The following is a 17,106-nucleotide window of genomic DNA, read 5'->3' on the forward strand; positions in this document are numbered from 1 at the left end:
CATTTGCATCAGTTTATTGGTTGATAATAAGGCAGTCCTGTATTGAGCAATACAATTGTTTTTTGGATCAGCCAGTACATTATACCGGGGGTGGTGCAAACACTTCCGGTTTTTTTTACTGTTGTCCGTTGTTACAGATCATCAATGCATAGTCAGTTTTTTAGCGGTGAATAAATATTTTAATGGTGGTTTATAGTATTGTTAATGTTTTCCCTTCGAGTTTATATTTGATATTAAATTGAGAAAGCACATCCAGTACCTGCGACAACTGCAGATCCCTGCCTAGTTTCCCATGAAACTTCTTTTCCGGAATGGCGCCCTGGTACACAATTTCCAGGTCGTACCACCTGGCCAGTTGCCGTAAGAACGCAGCAGTTCCTTCTCCTTCCACATCGAACATTCCTTTTTTCCAGGCCATTACTTTCCCGATATCGGCTGGTTGAATTTTAATATCGCTGCCGGATGCCGTAATAGCTTCCTCTCCTGGCTGCAGGAGGTTCGCCTTCGCGCCTATCACTACTTTCACGCTTCCCTGCAGGAGGGTTGTTTTAATCACCGGTTCATCAGTGTAGGCATTGATGTTAAAGCTGGTACCCAATACCTGTATGGTGGTTTGTTTGTTGATGCTCACGTAAAATGGTTGCTGTGCATTGGCAGCTACTTCCAGGTATACTTCTCCCGTAATGGCCACTCTCCTTTCCCGGCCATTAAATGCGGTCGGATAGGTAATAGAGGAGGCAGCATTTAACCAGGCTTTTGTGCCGTCGGGCAGTACTACATTGAACTGCCGCCCTCTGGGAGTAGACAGCACATTAGCCGCAGGTGTACCCACGCGTTGCCCGTCGGGAGCGTAGGTGAGCGCATCATTTTTCAATAGCACCTTCGTTCCGTTCTGGTTAGCTACTTCGCCATTATGCATAGTATCTAATACCACCGCAGACCCGTCGGACAGCGTCAGTATAGCGCCGTTCCTGCCAGGTGCAATATCTTCCGGATGCCTGGCTGCCTGCGCTATAGGATTCGTTTTTTTCTGTCCGCGTGGCAGCAGCATATAAATACCTCCCACCAGCAACAGGAGCATTGCCGCCGCTGCCGCCCACCGATAACGATATAACGGACGTATGTTAACAACTGCCGCGTCTTCCCGGAGATGTTGCAATCTTTCCTGCAGCACCAACAGGTTTTTCTCACGACGATCAATATCTTCTTCTCCCACAAAGGACTGATCCGCTGCCTTTTCAGCCATCACGCGATCCAGTATATCGCTGTTGGTTTTATCTTCCAGCATATAAAGGAACGCAGCTTCTTGTTCCGGCGTCAGTGAATCGGTCAGATAAGCATCAATCAGTTCAACAAATGGCGTGTTCATGACATACTTTTATGGATCGGGCGCATATGCTTGTATAGATAAGACGCAAAGCAGAAATGATACTCCCGAAAAAAAATAATATTATTTTTAAAAAAACAGGCAGGCAGCCACCAGTAATAGTTCTATAAGATACCCCTGCTGATTCAGGTACTCACGTATCTGGTTCAGCGCAAGCGTGATCAGGTTGGCGACTGTTTTTTTAGACAACTGCATTTGTGCTGCAATCTGGTCATGTGTTAATCCATTGGTGCGGCTCAACAAAAAAACTTCCCGCTGCTTTACGGGCAAAGTATTTACTGCATTTTGAAGCAGGGCAATGGTTTCCTTGCTATGCAATAATGCTTCCGGAGGAGCCGCTTCAACTGCATCAACCCCGGCATGGAGGTCACGAATCAGCAACTGGCGCTTGCCCTGCCGCATGGTATTAATGATTTCATGACGCACCATGGTCATAAAGTAGGCCCTGAAATCCTTCCATTCATGAATGCTTTCCCTTTTCAGCCATAGCTTTACAAATACTTCCTGGAGGGTATCCTCCGCGAGGGCAGGAGATTTTAAAAACGACAACGCAAGTGAGTATACTTCATTCCAGTAATGCCGGTATAATTGCGCATAGGCTTGCTCATCGCCTCCCGCAATAGCATCCAGGAATTCCTTCTCGTTGTATGAAGAAATATCCGACAAATAAAGTTGATTTAAAAAATTTGAATGTTCTTATCCCCGATAGCGTTACTTCACATTATTTAATGACCTCTTCGTTCTGTTCGCAATATAATAATATCAGGCAGATAAAATAATAGGTACGGTGATTTTAAAGCCTTTGTTTTCTTATTCCGGAGATGACCAACCACTCCTCACCCACGTAAAATACGATCGCATTAAACGTATGCTCCTGGCTATTCTCATCTTCATAAAAAAAAGATGTACTTTTTTCGGGACTATCATTGATGATTCACGTCTTATGTACCGACTTGTGTAAAACACCCCGGAAAGCATTCCTTGTCACTGTCCGGTACAATAACGGAAGAAGGTATGCCAATTAAAAAAGGCAAACCGGGATGAACTCCAGCCTGCCTTTTTTATTTTTATCTAAAGCCGCATTGTAAGCGGCTATCATGCTATTAGTTATTGATGCTTACCACTGCCCATGTCCTCCCATCGGAGAAAACACCGGCGACGACATCGGCGAATAGAAAGGAGAATACCCGTTATAAGTACCCCGGCCTACGCCTACACTACCGGAAATGGAGAATGTTTTGTCGTTACTGATATACATCACACCTATCCTGGCATCTGACCAGGCGGAGAAATTATTCTGCTGCGACCAGCTATTACCGCCCTTCATAGCAGGTTGGTAAAACGCGCTATTGGTACGGAAAACCATAGGTGCCGCCGATACCGCACCAAAGGCAAACAAATTATTCGTCAACTGACGGTTCAACTGTAACGATAAAGGCACCGACAGGAAAGAACCTCCTCCTCCTTTAAACGCAACAAAGCCAGCCGAAACGCCCGCGTACTTTGTAACAAACCATTTCTTATGGATATTATTGGTATCGCCTGCAGGTGGACGTTTAAAGCCTGACTCCCAGCGGTTCATAGCCCCGAAAGAGGAATCCGTTTGTGCATTTACAGCCAAACCTGACATTAAAACAACAGCAAGAAAAACGATGCGTAACATGCGGATAAAGATAAGCATCCTTTTTTTATTAAAATGCTAATAGAATCATAATATGGGGCTCACGGCTTCAACAATTTAAATGCATGGCGCCAGCTATTGTGCAAAAATCCAGGTATACACCATAGCATGCAAAGCGGTTCTATTGCCCTGGCGGCTGCCGCAACACCCATATCTTCCGTTTCCCAGCCAAAATCCGTCAGTATCCCCGCTACTGTTGCCTTGGCAGCTGCATCATTGCCGCAGATAAACATGGTTGGTACACCACCTGATAGCTGTGGTTTATACATCGCTGCATTCCCCACACTGTTAAATGCTTTTACCACCCTGGCATCAGGAATAATTTCCTGTATTTTCTCCATCAGTGAACTGTTCTGCGCTGTAAAAAATTTCAGCACACCATTTTCCGGTGGTGGCCCATCAATAGGATTGGTAGTATCAATCACTACTTTACCGGAGAAGTGAGCAACACCGGCTTGTTTTACAGCCGATTCCGCCACCTTACCAGCTACACAGAGAATCAGCAGCTCTCCAAATTGCGCGGTAGCCTCAAAGGTGCCGGTTTGCCCTTTAGGATTTTTCTTTTTCCACGCTTGTACAGTGTCTTTTTCGGGATTACGCGTACCCAGCATTACATCATGTCCTTCTGTTAAAAATGCGGCTCCCAGTGTTTGTCCTACTTCACCGGAACCAATAACACCAATTTTCATAGTAGTAATTTTTTTTGAGGATTTTTTGTAATAAGTGTTGGTCATCACCGAAGAAGGCCGGTCGCTATATTATTGCCAGGACTATATCAAAAGAAAGATACGAATTTAGTATCGATAATTAAACGCGATACCTCTCCACTCATACATTCCCTTCCTCTCCCACCCAAAAATTTAGTACCTTAACGAATGGCGACGGCCATGCCACCGTAAACCAGCACGTTATGAAGCGATTGTTCCTGATCTGTTCCCTGCTGATCTGCATTTCCTCCTGTGCATCTGTTGCGTTAGCGGGTGATACAGCAGCTTACTATACCCAGCAACTCGATAACCGTAACGGTCTTTCCAACAGCGCCGTTAATTCCCTGTTCCTGGATTCAGATAAGCTCCTCTGGGCTGCCACCTGGGATGGACTGAATATGTACGATGGCACTGCGTTTCACGTGTTTAACTATAGCAAAGATAATCCCCTGCACAGCATTGGCAACAACGTAGTATTACAGGTATTGGAAGATGGCCGGCGACATATCTGGCTCAGTACCATTGAAGGAGTATCGCGGTACGATAAGCGAAGCGGGAAATTCTATAATTATTTTTACCGCCGGCAACAACGCAGCCGTATCAGCGAGCAGGAATACCGGCTGATGACGGATACCACCGGGCAATTGTATTGCCTGAGTTTGCAGGAAGGACTCACCCGCTACAACGCCGCCGCCGATTCCTTTGCCGTATGCCCGCTACCTGCCGGCAACAGCCGCATCAGCAAAGCCGTATTCGACGGCGCCAACCACCTGTGGGTACTCCGCGGCGATGGCACCCTGGAAATATATGCGGACTGGCAGGCGCAATGGCCGCTGTTACAACGTTACACTAATGTGCAGGCTTTATTTGCCGTGAATGGCAGGATATTTTTCACCACTACCGCACATGAGCTGATGGCCGTATCTCCCGGTACCCACCAGGCGCAACTGCAGGTACAGTTGCCACATGCGGTCAATGCCATGACTATCTACAACCAGCATTACCTGCTGGCCTGGACTACACAAGGCTTTGGAGAATACGACGCGCAGTTCAAACCTTCACACCTGTTTCCCGAAGCCACGCAACAACTGCAGGATATGAAAATCATCTCCTGGACTACCGGTAATGAACAAGTGTTATGGTGCGGAACAGATGGCAATGGCATCATTAAAATATACCCGCAAACAAAAATTTTTGGTACGGTAAACCGCAATAGCGGCGGCGCCGCTTTTAATAAACCCATACGGGCTTTCTGCGCCAATGGCAACGATCTGTGGATAGGCACCAAAGGCAATGGCATTATCGCTTTATCCGATTTTACACGGCAACCAACTGCCAGCCATCAGCAATTGTTTTCCTCGGAACTGGATGATAATTCCGTTTTTGCGCTTTGTCGCGGTATGGATAGCCTGATTTTTATCGGCACAGACGGCAAGGGACTTGCTGTTTACGATCAGCTCCATAAACGCTTCATTCGCTGGCAATCAGTCAATGGTAGCAATAAACTGCCGGTATTCGGCTCCGTATATGCCATACTACCGGATGCCGACAGCTCCCTGTGGCTGGGCACCAGTGGGTACGGCCTCATACATCTGCGTATACAGCGACAGGGAACGGCGCTCGCAGTAACTGCCTTTCGGCAATATACCTTCAATGGCAGCGACAACGGTCCGGGGAACGATATCATTTATTCACTGGCGCCTGGTCCCGCTAATTCGCTCTGGGTCGGCTGCCGCTACGGCGGGCTCAATCTCTTCAATAAAAGCCGGCAGCAATTTCAGTTGTTCCAGGCCTTTAGCTACGACGGCGCCTTGTCGCATAATGATGTGCTGGCGCTTTATCGCGATACAAAGCAACGCCTGTGGATAGGCACCAGCTATGGGCTGAACTGCCTGGCAGAAGCGGATATCAGCCAGGCAAAACCAGTATTCACCCGGTATAACACCGGCAACGGCCTGCCCAATAATACCATTCATGCTATTACACAGGATAACGACGGAATGATCTGGGTCAGCACCAACAAGGGCCTGGCGCGTATTCATCCCGGCACCAGGGAAATATCACACTTCCAGGAGGCCGATGGATTACAAAGCAATGAATTCAGCGATGGCGCCGTGTGGAAAGATCCGGCCGGACACCTTTATTTCGGTGGCATTTATGGTTTCAATTATTTTATAGCGGCCAACATACAGGAACGCCACCTCTATCCCAACCTGCTGGTATCCGGACTCCAGCTAGCCGGCAAAACAAACGATCATGGCATAGAAGTGCTTCAACCAGGGCAATATAACGATGCCGCCTATACGCTGGCAAGGCGCGACAACTTTTTCGAATTACAGGGAAAAGCGGTAAGCTTCCTGCATGCAGAAAAATGCGAGTATGCATGGCTGTTAGAAGGCTACGATAAAACCTGGCAGTACATGGGTGGCAATGGCAGGATCGCCTACAGTAATGTACCACCGGGCAAGTATACGCTAAAAGTAAAATGGAGTAATGGAGAAGGCGTATGGACGCCTCCCAGCACACTGTTCACGCTTACTATACAACAATATTTCTGGCTCACCTGGCCCGCATTTTTGTTATACCTGTTGCTGGCAGGTGGCGCCGGCACTGCGTTCTGGCTATACCGGAAAAATAAGCTGGAGATGAAACACCAGCTCGAAATGGAGCACCTGCTGCGTAAAAAAGAAGAGGAAGTACACGAAGAACAACTCCGCTTTTTCACCAATATTGCCCACGAACTGCAAACACCACTCACGTTGATTGTAGGCGCAGCAGAACGCAGCCGCGAGCACCCCGGCGACCATTACCACCAGGCGCTCGTACATCAGCATGCCTCGCGGCTGACCTACCTGGTGCAGCAACTCCTCGAGTTTCGTAAAGCCGAATCCGGCTTCCTGAAAAACAACTACGCGCCATTGAATATATCCGCGTTGCTGGAAAATATTGCAGCGTTGTTTAAACCAATGTGTCAGCAAAAAGCGTTACACTTCGAAACAGCTATTACACCGGCAATAATAGCCGCCATGGATAAAGACAAACTGGAAAAGATACTGTTTAACCTCCTGAGCAACGCCTGTAAATATACCAACCGCGATGAAAGGATTATACTTCGTGCAACGCCTGCCAATCACTACCTGAACATCTCCGTGTATAATTCCGGCAGCCATATCCCCGACGCACAACTGGAGAACCTGTTCACCCGTTTTTTCAGCACGGCCACTGCTACTCATGGGAAGTTTGGGACCGGCATCGGGCTGGCTTTTACCCAGCAAATGGTACAGTTGCTCCATGGCAGCATCCGGGCGGTGAATGAAAATAATGGCGTGACGTTTTATGTACAGCTTCCACTTTCACCGGCAGATACGATGCTTCCCTCGCAACAGGAAGCGCCGGCAAATCCTGTTCCGTCGTACCTGCTACAGTCCATTACGGCGCAGTTGTTGCCGCAAACGCCGCCGGTGATCGATCCCAACAAACTATCCCGTATTCAGAGTGTGCAGGAGGCAGGTAAAAAAAGTATTTTGTTAGTGGAAGATGAATACGCCATCCGGCAACTATTAAAAGAACTGCTCGCCGATCATTATATTATTTATGAAGCCGGTAATGGCAACGAAGCGCTGGAACTGATGCGGCAAACCCTGCCTGACCTGATCATCAGTGACATCATGATGCCCGATATGAACGGCCTGGAGCTGTGCGACAAAGTAAAAAATGCTGCCAGCACCTGTCATATTCCTTTTATTATCTTGTCGGCCCGCGGTACCATCGACCAGCAAACAGAAGGGTATGAAGCCGGCGCAGATGCCTATCTTCCCAAACCCTTTCATGCCGCTCACTTACAGGTAAGGGTACGCAAGCTGCTGGAATACCGCCAACGCCTGCACGAAATTTTCAGGAGAGATCACCCGCTGGGGCAACTCGAAGAAACCGATATGCCGGACGCCGACAAACAATTTCTGCAGGAACTGGTACAAGCCATTGAAGAACGGATCGATGAAGAAGGACTCAACGCAGAGGTATTGGAAAAACACCTGCTCCTCAGCAAAATGCAGTTGTACCGGAAACTGAAAACACTCACCAATATGACACCGGCAGAATTTATCCGTTATATCCGGTTAAAACAAGCCGCCCAACTCCTGGTAAAAACCCAGCTTACCGTCGCTGAAATTTTTTATAAAACAGGTTTTAATAACCAATCCTATTTCTTCCGGGAGTTTAAAAAGATGTATCGCTGTTCACCGAACGAATACCGCGAACAACAAACCATGGTGTAGTGTCGGCACAAGATAAAAACAGGTTCAATCTATTGATTTTCAATTATAAAATTTAGCAACTGTACAGCTCTTTGCAACTATAGTACAGTCGTTTCCTGCTCTCTGCACCTACCTTTAGCTCATCCAAATCAATCAAAAACAATTATTCGACGTATGAAAAAACAGGGGATGCACGGCCTGTAAATTCCATTTCAAATCCAACGTTAAAAACATTTTTAAAACCGGTTCCGGGATGGAACCATTAAATTCTTACGAATGAAAAACTGGACACAACTAATGTCGGCTGTGATACTGCTGCTACTTAGCGGGGCCACCTATGCCCAGGTGAAAGTAAGCGGTCATATCAGCGATGAACAAGGTGGCGCCCTCCCCGGCGTTACCGTGATACAGCCCAATACCAAAAATGGCGCTGTTTCGGGAGTGGACGGCAACTACAGCATTACCATCAGCGGTGGCGGTCCTGTTACGCTACAGTTCTCTTTTATGGGCTTCTTAACCAAAACAGTCACTTACTCCGGCAGTGGCGCATTGAACGTAACACTTCAAAAAGATGAAGTGGCCTTGAAAGATGTGGTAGTCATCGGGTATGGTACGCAGCGGAGAAGCCAGGTAACGGGTGCCATCTCCTCTATAGATGGAAAAAACCTGGCTAAAACCCAGGCCGTAGATCTCAGCACTTCCTTACAGGGACAAGCACCTGGCGTTTCCGTTACCTCTCCTACCGGTGCACCCGGTACTGAAGCCGTGGTACGCATCAGGGGTATAGGTTCCCTCAGCCAGAGCAGCAACCCGCTTTATATTATTGATGGCGTACCAATGAACAGCGGGCTGAATACCATTTCACCCAACGACATCGCCTCTATTGAAGTACTGAAAGATGCCGCTGCAGCAGCCATCTATGGATCGCGTGCTGCCAACGGCGTTATCCTGGTAACCACCAAAACCGGGCAGGCCGGCAAAAATGAAATCAACCTGGACATTGCCTACGGCCTCGCCAAAGCCAGCGGATTACCCAATATGCTAAGTACCAGCCAGTTTATAGAACTGCAGAATGAAGCATTCACCAACGACGGCGCCACTACCCGCAACCAGGACGATCCCGCCAAATTACCCAATACCAACTGGCTGAACGCCATCTTCCGCCAGGCGCTTACGCAGCGGTATAACCTGGCCTTCTCAGGAGGCTCCGATAAAACCCGCTACTACCTGGCTGGCAACGTAGTCAACCAGGATGGTACCATCGTCAACTCCAACTTCAAACGATATGGCCTTCGCTCTAATGTGAGCAGTGAAGTAAAAAGCTGGCTGCGCGTGGGCGAAAATATGAATCTCACCTACGACCGTACCCAGGAAATAGGCGCCTCCGGCGATGGTGCCCGCCCCGGCAGCTTACCAGGCGTAGTGCGCTATGCACTGATCCGGCCCAATGCCATTCCGCTCTACGATGACAAAACCGGTTTCTATAGTGACTTACCGCCGGCTGGTCTCTATAAAAATGCTTTACTATATGGAGATGGAAAAAATCCACTGGCCATTGCAGATTACCGTACCCGCACGGCCAGCAGATACCGCCTGCTGGGAAATGTATTTGCAGAAGCACGCTTCCTGAATGATTTTAAACTGCGCACCGACCTCGGTACCGATTTCTATATCGCGGAACAACAGCAATACAGCGGACAAATCCCCGGCGACCGCACGCTGATGCAGGACAAAGACAAAGGACTGGATAAATTCCGGAACCGCTACACCACGTACAACTGGACCAATGTGCTCACTTATAATCACCTCTTCAACGAAAAGCATAACGTGGGTGTAACGCTGGGTTCTGAATATATTTCGTCTAAGGTAGATTACCTCTCTGCCTCCCGCAACGGCTACGACAACCGCGCTGATGGCTCTCCCAGCCTGCAGTACCTCGACTATGGCTCCGGTCAGCAGTTCAATGGCGGCAACCTGGAAGAATGGGGACTCATGTCTTATTTCGGTCGCGTTACCTATGCGTACGATAACAAATACATGATCAACGCCAACATGCGCGCCGATGCTTCTTCCCGCTTCGGTGCTGATCACCGCTGGGGTTATTTCCCCTCTTTCTCTGCCGGCTGGAATATTGCCCATGAAAATTTCATGAAAGATGTGACCTGGCTCAATGACCTTAAAATCCGCGGTGGATGGGGACAACTGGGCAACCAGGATATTGGCCTCTATCCATTTGCTACTATCTACTCTACTACCAATAATATCTTACAGGTGATCAGTCGTGGTAACCCCGATGTAAAATGGGAAACTACTACCCAGTCCAACATCGGTATAGACGCAGGTTTCCTCAAGGGCACCCTGACGCTCAGCGTGGATTACTTCAATAAACAATCATCTGACATCCTCATACAACTGCCTTCTTCCTACACCAACGGCGATGCAGCACCACCGTATGTAAACGGCGCTAAAATGAGTAATAAAGGACTGGAAATTACCGCTGCCTATAAACAATCCGTGCAGAAAGATCTCTCTTTTAATATAGCCGCCAACGTTACCACCCTGCGTAACAAGGTAGTATCGTTATACAAAGGCCGGGAGCAAATCTTTTCTGCCGGCTCCGGTCGCGTCATCCTGCGGGAAGGCCAGCCGATCAGCTCTTTCTATGGCTATAAAACCAACGGCATCTTCCAGAATGCACAGGAAGTAGCGAACTATAAAAACAGCAAAGGAGATGTATACCAGCCAAACGCGCAACCTGGCGATATCCGCTTTGTAGACTACAACAACGATGGAAAAATTGATGATGCCGACCGCACCATTATCGGTAATCCGAATCCTAAGCTGCTCTACAGCCTGAATGCCGGTGTTACCTGGAAACAATTTGACCTCACCCTCTTTTTCAATGGTGTGCAGGGCAACCAGATTTATAATGAAGTGGATAATATCATCAACAGCTTCGACGGAAGGGGATTTAATAATAAAGAAGATTTCTACAAAGAACGCTGGCATGGCGAAGGCACCAGTAATAAAACGCCCAGGGCCACCTTCCTTGACCCGAACAACAACCGCCGCACATCCGACCGATACGTGGAAAATGGCAGCTATTTGCGCCTTAAAAACGCGATGCTGGGGTATACATTGTCGCCTGCATTGCTGAAACGCATCGGATTCAGTAATGCCCGCATTTATGTAAGCGCACAAAACCTGTTCACCATCACCAAATATGGCGGCATGGATCCGGAGTTGTATACCAATGAAAACCTCGCCAACTACGCAGATATGGCCGTAGGTATTGACATGGGTACATATCCGCCTTCCCGCACTTATACTTTTGGTTTACAGTTTGGATTTTAAAATCAACACACCATGAAAAAGCTAATTGTTATTATATGCGTTGCCGTTAGTATAGCCGGTTGTACGAAGCAACTGGAAAAATACCCGCAGGGGAAGCTGACCGGCGGCAACGTTTTTACAGAAGCCAATGATTTTGTGATGGCCACGGATGCCGCGTATCTCCCGCTCACTAATCGTTTCCGCGGCGACTGGGGCTGGGATGACGGCAGCAGTATTCCCCGCGACTGGGTAATAGGCGACCTGATGAGTGATGATGCGGTGAAAGGCGGCGGTAGCCTCGGCGACCAGGAAGATATGCGCCGGATGCAAACGTTCAGCATCTTCCCGGAAAATAATAATGTGCTGGGTATCTGGCGTTTCAACTACAAAGGCGTAGATGCCTGCAACACGCTGCTGGCACAGGATGGCGCTAATGTACCCGGGCTTGATCCGGCGTTGCTGAAACGCCTGAAAGGCGAAGCCTATTTCCTCCGCGCGTTTTATTATTTCCGGTTGGTAGTCAACTTCGGCGATATTCCATTGCTGGTTCCGGAGAAAAAGTTAACTGATAACACCGTGCGTACGCCGGCAGCGCAGGTATATGAGCAGATTGAAAGTGATCTCAACCAGGCCATCAGCACGTTACCTCCCGGCTACGACGCCGATAACTATCAACGCGCTACCAGCGGTGCCGCACATGCCCTGCTGGCCAAAACTTACCTGTACCGGCAGCGCTGGCAGGACTGCCTGAACCAGGTAGCGGAAGTAGAAAAAGGGAATTACCAGTTGCTGGATCATTATGAAGATAATTTCAACGGCATGGGAGAAAAGAGCGGGGAGATCATCTTTGCGGCCCGTCATGATGCCGGCAAAGTGCCATCCCAGGGATCTGTGCTGAACGCCGTATTTGCGCCACAGGGCAAAGGCTGGGGCTTTGAAATTCCTACCAAAGACCTGGTCAATACTTTTGAAACAGGCGATCCACGCCGTGCCGCCACGCTTTTCCAGGCCGGCGATAAATACCTCGATGGCACCAACTATGATCCGGCCTGGTCGCCGGTGACCGGCTTCAATGTGCGCAAGTTCATGAGCAACGTAAATCCTATCGATGATGGTGGCGTTGATTTTGTGTATATCCGTTTGGGAGATGTGATACTGTGGAAAGCAGAATGTCATGCGAACCTCGGCGCATTGCCGGAAGCGCGCGCAGACCTTGAAAGGATACGGGCACGGGCACGCAAGTACGCAGCCAATCCTGCTACCAACTTACCCGCTGTTACCACCAATGATAAAGCTGCTCTCCTTTCCGCCATTCAACATGAAAGACGCGTGGAACTGGCTATGGAAGGCCATCGTTATTATGACCTGGTGAGATGGAACCTGGCACAGACCATACTGGCCAAAGCACCTGATGCCGATCCCCTGAAAGGATACAGGGACTATGGTAACGGCTGGCAACCTTTCAATAAACTATTGCCCATTCCGCAACGCGAAGCTGATTTGCTGAAACTGCCGCAAAACACCGGCTATTAACCCGCTTTATTGAACACGGAAGCTTGCCTGTTGTTCGCATAACAGCAGACAACAGGCAAGCTCCTTAACTACCTTCACATGAAACCAGTTACCGTTCACCGCTTTGCGGAAAATCCATTGCTGACACCGGCAGATGTTAAACCGAGCTGGCCGGGCCTGGAAGTGGCCTGCCTGCTGAATCCCGGCGTTTTTGAATTCGACAATAAAACATGGCTGATCATTCGCGTGGCAGAAAGACCACAACAACAGCAGGATCGCATTTCCTTTCCTATACTGCAGGAAGGTGGTATCACTATCATGGATATCTTAAAAAATGATCCGCATCTCGAAGCCAAAGATCCACGGGTGCTGCGCTATAAGGGCGACGACTACCTCACTACGCTCTCGCACCTACGACTATTTTGCAGTGAAGATGGAATTCATTTCCGCGAACCGGAAGGTTATCCACAGTTGCATGGCGAAGGGCCGCTGGAAGCTTTTGGACTGGAAGATTGCCGCGTAACAAAAATAGACGACGTGTATTATCTCACCTTCACCGCCGTATCACCCAACGGTGTAGGCGTAGGCATGCGTACTACACGCGACTGGAAAACGTTTTCAACACCCAGCATGATTATTCCACCGCATAATAAGGACTGCACCCTATTCACTGAAAAAATAAACGGCAAGTACTATGCCCTGCATCGCCCCAGCAGTGTGGACCTTGGCGGCAACTACATCTGGCTGGCACAGTCGCCCGATGGAGAGCACTGGGGGAAGCACCAATGCCTGGCCCGGACCCGCGCAGCCCGCTGGGACAGCGCCAGGGTAGGCGCCGGTGCAGCACCCATCAAAACAGCCGAAGGCTGGCTGGAAATATATCACGGCGCTAATATCCATCACCAGTATGGGCTTGGCGCCCTCTTACTGGATCTGCACGATCCATCTAAAGTACTGGCCCGCAGTGAAGATCCGATCATGATGCCGGAGGCGCCCTACGAGCTCACAGGATTTTTTGGCCAGGTCGTTTTCACCAACGGACACGTGGTGAAAGGCGATGAATTGACTATCTACTACGGCGCAGCCGACGAAGTAGTATGCGCAGCGCGGTTGTCCATCGCAGAAATACTTTCATCCTTAAAAAGTTAATCGCTTATGCTCAGGAATCTTTCTGCGGAAATAAAACATTTCAACCAACAGCCGCACGACTTCCGTATACTGGTACTCACGAATATGATCTATGCGCTGGTGCTGCCGGTCATCGATATTTTTGTAGCAGCATATGTAATGCGTAACTCAAACGACCCTACGAAAGTGGTGATCTATCAACTGACTATTTACACCGGCATACCACTGACGTTTTTATTAAACGGTTTCCTGTTAAATCGTTTCAACATTAAAACGCTGTATGCGGTGGGTATGCTGCTAAGTGGTGTTTCCATGATTGTAATGATGTCGCTCAAAACGCTGGATCTCACCGGCATTGGGATAGCAGGTATTATCATGGGTATGTCGTTCGGCTTTTACTGGGCCAACCGTGACTACCTGGCGTTATCCATCACCAGTGATGCAAACCGCAATTATTATTACGGGCTGGAAACATTTTTCTATACTATCATTGCAGTGGTGGTGCCAATCTGTATTGGCTGGTTTATAGAATCGGGGGGCGAAATGAACGTGAACAATGCCTACCGCATTATTACCGGGCTGGTATTTTTAATCACCATCCTGGCTTCTGTGGTATGCTTCAGGGGACACTTTCAGAACCCGGCCGAAAAAACATTCCTGTACCTGCGCTTCCATCCATATTGGCGTAAACTGCTGATGCTGGCGTCATTAAAAGGATTGGCGCAGGGCTATCTCGTTACAGCACCGGCAATGCTGATCATGCTGCTATTGGGAAAGGAAGGCGCATTAGGCACAGCGCAATCAGTGGGAGCCATCATTGCCGCTGTATTGATGTACATTATTGGCAGGGCCGCGAAGCCGGAACACCGTATCACCATTTTTGCCGGCGGGTTGATCTGCTTTGCCCTGGCGGCCATTTTCAACGGCGCCTTTTACAATGCCACCGGCGTAGTGATTTTTATGTTATTCCTGTTGCTCGCAAAGCCGCTGCTGGACATGGCCTACTTCCCTATCCAGTTCAGCGTGATTGATATTCTTTCCAAAAAAGAAAAACGCAATGAATACGCCTATATTCTCAATCATGAAATAGGCCTCTATGCAGGGCGCTTCCTGGGTGCCGGCACCTTTATATTCCTGGCATATTATTTTTCCACGGAAGTGGCACTTCGTTATGCCATTATCATCATTGCTATCCTGCAACTGCTTTCTATTATAGTAGGCAAACGTATTATCAGAGAAGGGAAAGCGCTGATAAAAGAAATTGATAAAAAAAACACGGTAGTGATCTAAATTGTAAGTAGCATGGTAAAACTAATAACAACAGGCATTGTGTGCTGCCTGATGTGGATAGCTTGTAAAACAGCGACGCCGCCAACACCGGTAACGCAGCGGCATCTGGCACGGCTGGACTCCATGGCCGATGTGCCGCAACCACTGCAGATCATCGACTGGTACGCGCTGGCCCGGCAATTCGACAGCACCGCCTATAACTTCAATACCACCGGTCCACATTGGCCACTGGTGTGGTGGGACAGCAGCCGTCATAATTTTGATCAGCCGGTAGTAGGCCTCTATACCGCCATGGATGACCAGCGACAGGGTCCTCTGCATAATAAGGGAATTTTTCACGAAGCCCTGGCTACCATGGGAGCCACACTCGGTGCTACTTTAGTGGGTATTGACAAAAGTCGTCCGCCCGGCCTTAACTATGTAGCCATGCTGAAAAATTATTTCAACCGCGAAACCGGCTGGGATATTATGATGAATAATACCTGCCCCGAAGTAGCACAGCTGGGCGGCGGCTATGGGCGCGACTGGTGGTACGATGTATATCCCAACGTACTTTTTTATGGCATATACGATCACTATCCCAACACGCCGGGCTTTGATACGCTGGCTCATCGCATTGCTGAAAAATTCTGCGCCGCCGACTCTGTATTGAATGGCAATTATGATCACTCCTTTTTCGATTATGCACACCTGCAACCCAAAGAAAACTGGATCTGTAAACAGCAGGATGCAGCGGCGGGTCATGCCTACGTATTATATGCCGCGTACAAAAAATTTGGCGATCCACGTTACCTGCAACATGCCGTGAAAGCATTGCAAACACTGGAGCAACAGCCACACAATACCAATTATGAAGTGCTGATGCCTTTTGGCGCTTACATGGCAGCAAGACTCAATGCCGAACAAGGCAAACAATTTAACGTGCAGAAATTTATGGAATGGACATTTAATGGCAACCCGGAATGTCGCCTTGGCTGGGGCGTATTGGTGGGCAACTGGAACGGCATTGACATCTCTGGTATTGTGGGCAGCACCACAGACCGGGGCGGATACGGATTCCTGATGAACACCTTTGATGCGGCGTGGCCACTTGTGGCCATGGTGCGCTACGATCCTTCCTATGCCGCTACCGTTGGTAAATGGATGCTCAATGCCAGCAATGCTGCCCGTTTCTTTTACACCCAATATATGCCGGATGATCATGAAACCATCCCGGGAAAAGCGGCTATTACCAAAGGCGTGATTGGTTACGAAGGTATTATTCATACTTCCTCCTACCCGGAGTATGCACACCTGAAAGCGCCGGTAGCACAAGGTGATGGGCCTCAATGGGCCAAAGGAAACCCGGATGTGTCACAATTCAGCGTATATGGCAGCGGGCATGTGGGCATCTTTGGCAGTATTATCCGTACTACTTCCGTGCCCGGCATCTTACAACTGAATTTACTGGCCACAGATTTTTTCAGAGATACGGCCTACCCTTCTTTTCTCTACTATAATCCTTACCCGGAAGAAAAAAAGGTAACAGTACATACCGGTGATCAACCGGTGGATATTTATAACACGGTTACCCGGCAATTTATTGCGCGTAAAGTGAAGCAATCGTACGACCTGGTATTACCGGCGCGAAGCCCGGCAGTGCTGGTATTTACGCCAGCAGGAGGTAAAGAGCGTACAGTGGGTAACCAATTGCAGGTAAATGGGGTAACGATTAGCTATTAGCAATTAGCAGTTAGCAGTTAGCAGTTAGCAAATGCAGCGGAGATCATGTTATGTTTATCTCCGCTGTACTTGCTAACTGCTAACTGCTAA

At 48.7% G+C, this 17,106-nt stretch carries 10 protein-coding genes; 6 read left to right on the forward strand and 4 right to left on the reverse strand.

Annotated elements, in window-relative coordinates:
• Positions 1-190: 190 nt before the first annotated feature.
• From J7623_RS25930 to J7623_RS25945, 4 genes are all read right to left on the reverse strand, one after another.
• Complete coding sequence (locus J7623_RS25930) at positions 191-1,369, reverse strand: FecR family protein (protein ID WP_291926270.1); 1,179 nt, start codon at positions 1,367-1,369, stop codon at positions 191-193.
• Positions 1,370-1,456: 87 nt separating this feature from the next.
• A complete protein-coding gene (locus J7623_RS25935; protein WP_291926273.1) occupies positions 1,457-2,053 on the reverse strand; it encodes an RNA polymerase sigma factor in 597 nt (198 codons plus the stop codon).
• 451 nt (positions 2,054-2,504) lie between these two features.
• Positions 2,505-3,068: a hypothetical protein gene (locus tag J7623_RS25940; protein ID WP_291926275.1), complete on the reverse strand. Its 564-nt coding sequence runs from the start codon at positions 3,066-3,068 to the stop codon at positions 2,505-2,507.
• A gap of 41 nt (positions 3,069-3,109) precedes the next feature.
• Positions 3,110-3,802, reverse strand: coding sequence for an NAD(P)-binding domain-containing protein (locus tag J7623_RS25945; RefSeq protein ID WP_291926278.1), 693 nt, complete (start codon positions 3,800-3,802; stop codon positions 3,110-3,112).
• 176 nt (positions 3,803-3,978) lie between these two features.
• Here J7623_RS25945 and J7623_RS25950 point away from each other — a divergent pair, with 176 nt between their 5' ends.
• The 6 genes from J7623_RS25950 (at position 3,979) to J7623_RS25975 (ending at position 17,016) form a co-directional block, all read left to right on the forward strand.
• On the forward strand, positions 3,979-8,052 hold the full coding sequence (locus J7623_RS25950) for a two-component regulator propeller domain-containing protein (RefSeq protein WP_291926281.1): 4,074 nt from the start codon (positions 3,979-3,981) through the stop codon (positions 8,050-8,052).
• Between the two features lie 255 nt (positions 8,053-8,307).
• Complete coding sequence (locus J7623_RS25955) at positions 8,308-11,385, forward strand: TonB-dependent receptor (RefSeq protein ID WP_291926285.1); 3,078 nt, start codon at positions 8,308-8,310, stop codon at positions 11,383-11,385.
• A gap of 12 nt (positions 11,386-11,397) precedes the next feature.
• Entirely contained in the window at positions 11,398-12,897 is a 1,500-nt protein-coding gene (locus tag J7623_RS25960; RefSeq protein WP_291926288.1) for a RagB/SusD family nutrient uptake outer membrane protein, read from the forward strand.
• A 78-nt stretch (positions 12,898-12,975) separates the two neighbouring features.
• Positions 12,976-14,025: a glycoside hydrolase family 130 protein gene (locus J7623_RS25965; RefSeq protein WP_291926291.1), complete on the forward strand. Its 1,050-nt coding sequence runs from the start codon at positions 12,976-12,978 to the stop codon at positions 14,023-14,025.
• Positions 14,026-14,031: 6 nt separating this feature from the next.
• The gene (locus tag J7623_RS25970; protein WP_291926294.1) at positions 14,032-15,294 is read left to right on the forward strand and encodes an MFS transporter; all 1,263 of its coding nucleotides are present in this window, start codon (positions 14,032-14,034) and stop codon (positions 15,292-15,294) included.
• Between the two features lie 12 nt (positions 15,295-15,306).
• Complete coding sequence (locus J7623_RS25975; RefSeq protein WP_291926297.1) at positions 15,307-17,016, forward strand: hypothetical protein; 1,710 nt, start codon at positions 15,307-15,309, stop codon at positions 17,014-17,016.
• Positions 17,017-17,106: the final 90 nt, after the last annotated feature.

Source organism: Chitinophaga sp. (assembly GCF_017745275.1).
Classification (GTDB): Bacteria; Bacteroidota; Bacteroidia; order Chitinophagales; family Chitinophagaceae; genus Chitinophaga.

Coding starts and splice junctions, on each gene's coding strand:
- J7623_RS25930 (WP_291926270.1), bottom strand. CDS start 1,369: ATGAACACGCCATTTGTTGAACTGATTGATGCTTATCTGACCGATTCA.
- J7623_RS25940 (WP_291926275.1), bottom strand. CDS start 3,068: ATGCTTATCTTTATCCGCATGTTACGCATCGTTTTTCTTGCTGTTGTT.
- J7623_RS25945 (WP_291926278.1), bottom strand. CDS start 3,802: ATGACCAACACTTATTACAAAAAATCCTCAAAAAAAATTACTACTATG.
- J7623_RS25950 (WP_291926281.1), top strand. CDS start 3,979: ATGAAGCGATTGTTCCTGATCTGTTCCCTGCTGATCTGCATTTCCTCC.
- J7623_RS25955 (WP_291926285.1), top strand. CDS start 8,308: ATGAAAAACTGGACACAACTAATGTCGGCTGTGATACTGCTGCTACTT.
- J7623_RS25960 (WP_291926288.1), top strand. CDS start 11,398: ATGAAAAAGCTAATTGTTATTATATGCGTTGCCGTTAGTATAGCCGGT.
- J7623_RS25965 (WP_291926291.1), top strand. CDS start 12,976: ATGAAACCAGTTACCGTTCACCGCTTTGCGGAAAATCCATTGCTGACA.
- J7623_RS25970 (WP_291926294.1), top strand. CDS start 14,032: ATGCTCAGGAATCTTTCTGCGGAAATAAAACATTTCAACCAACAGCCG.
- J7623_RS25975 (WP_291926297.1), top strand. CDS start 15,307: ATGGTAAAACTAATAACAACAGGCATTGTGTGCTGCCTGATGTGGATA.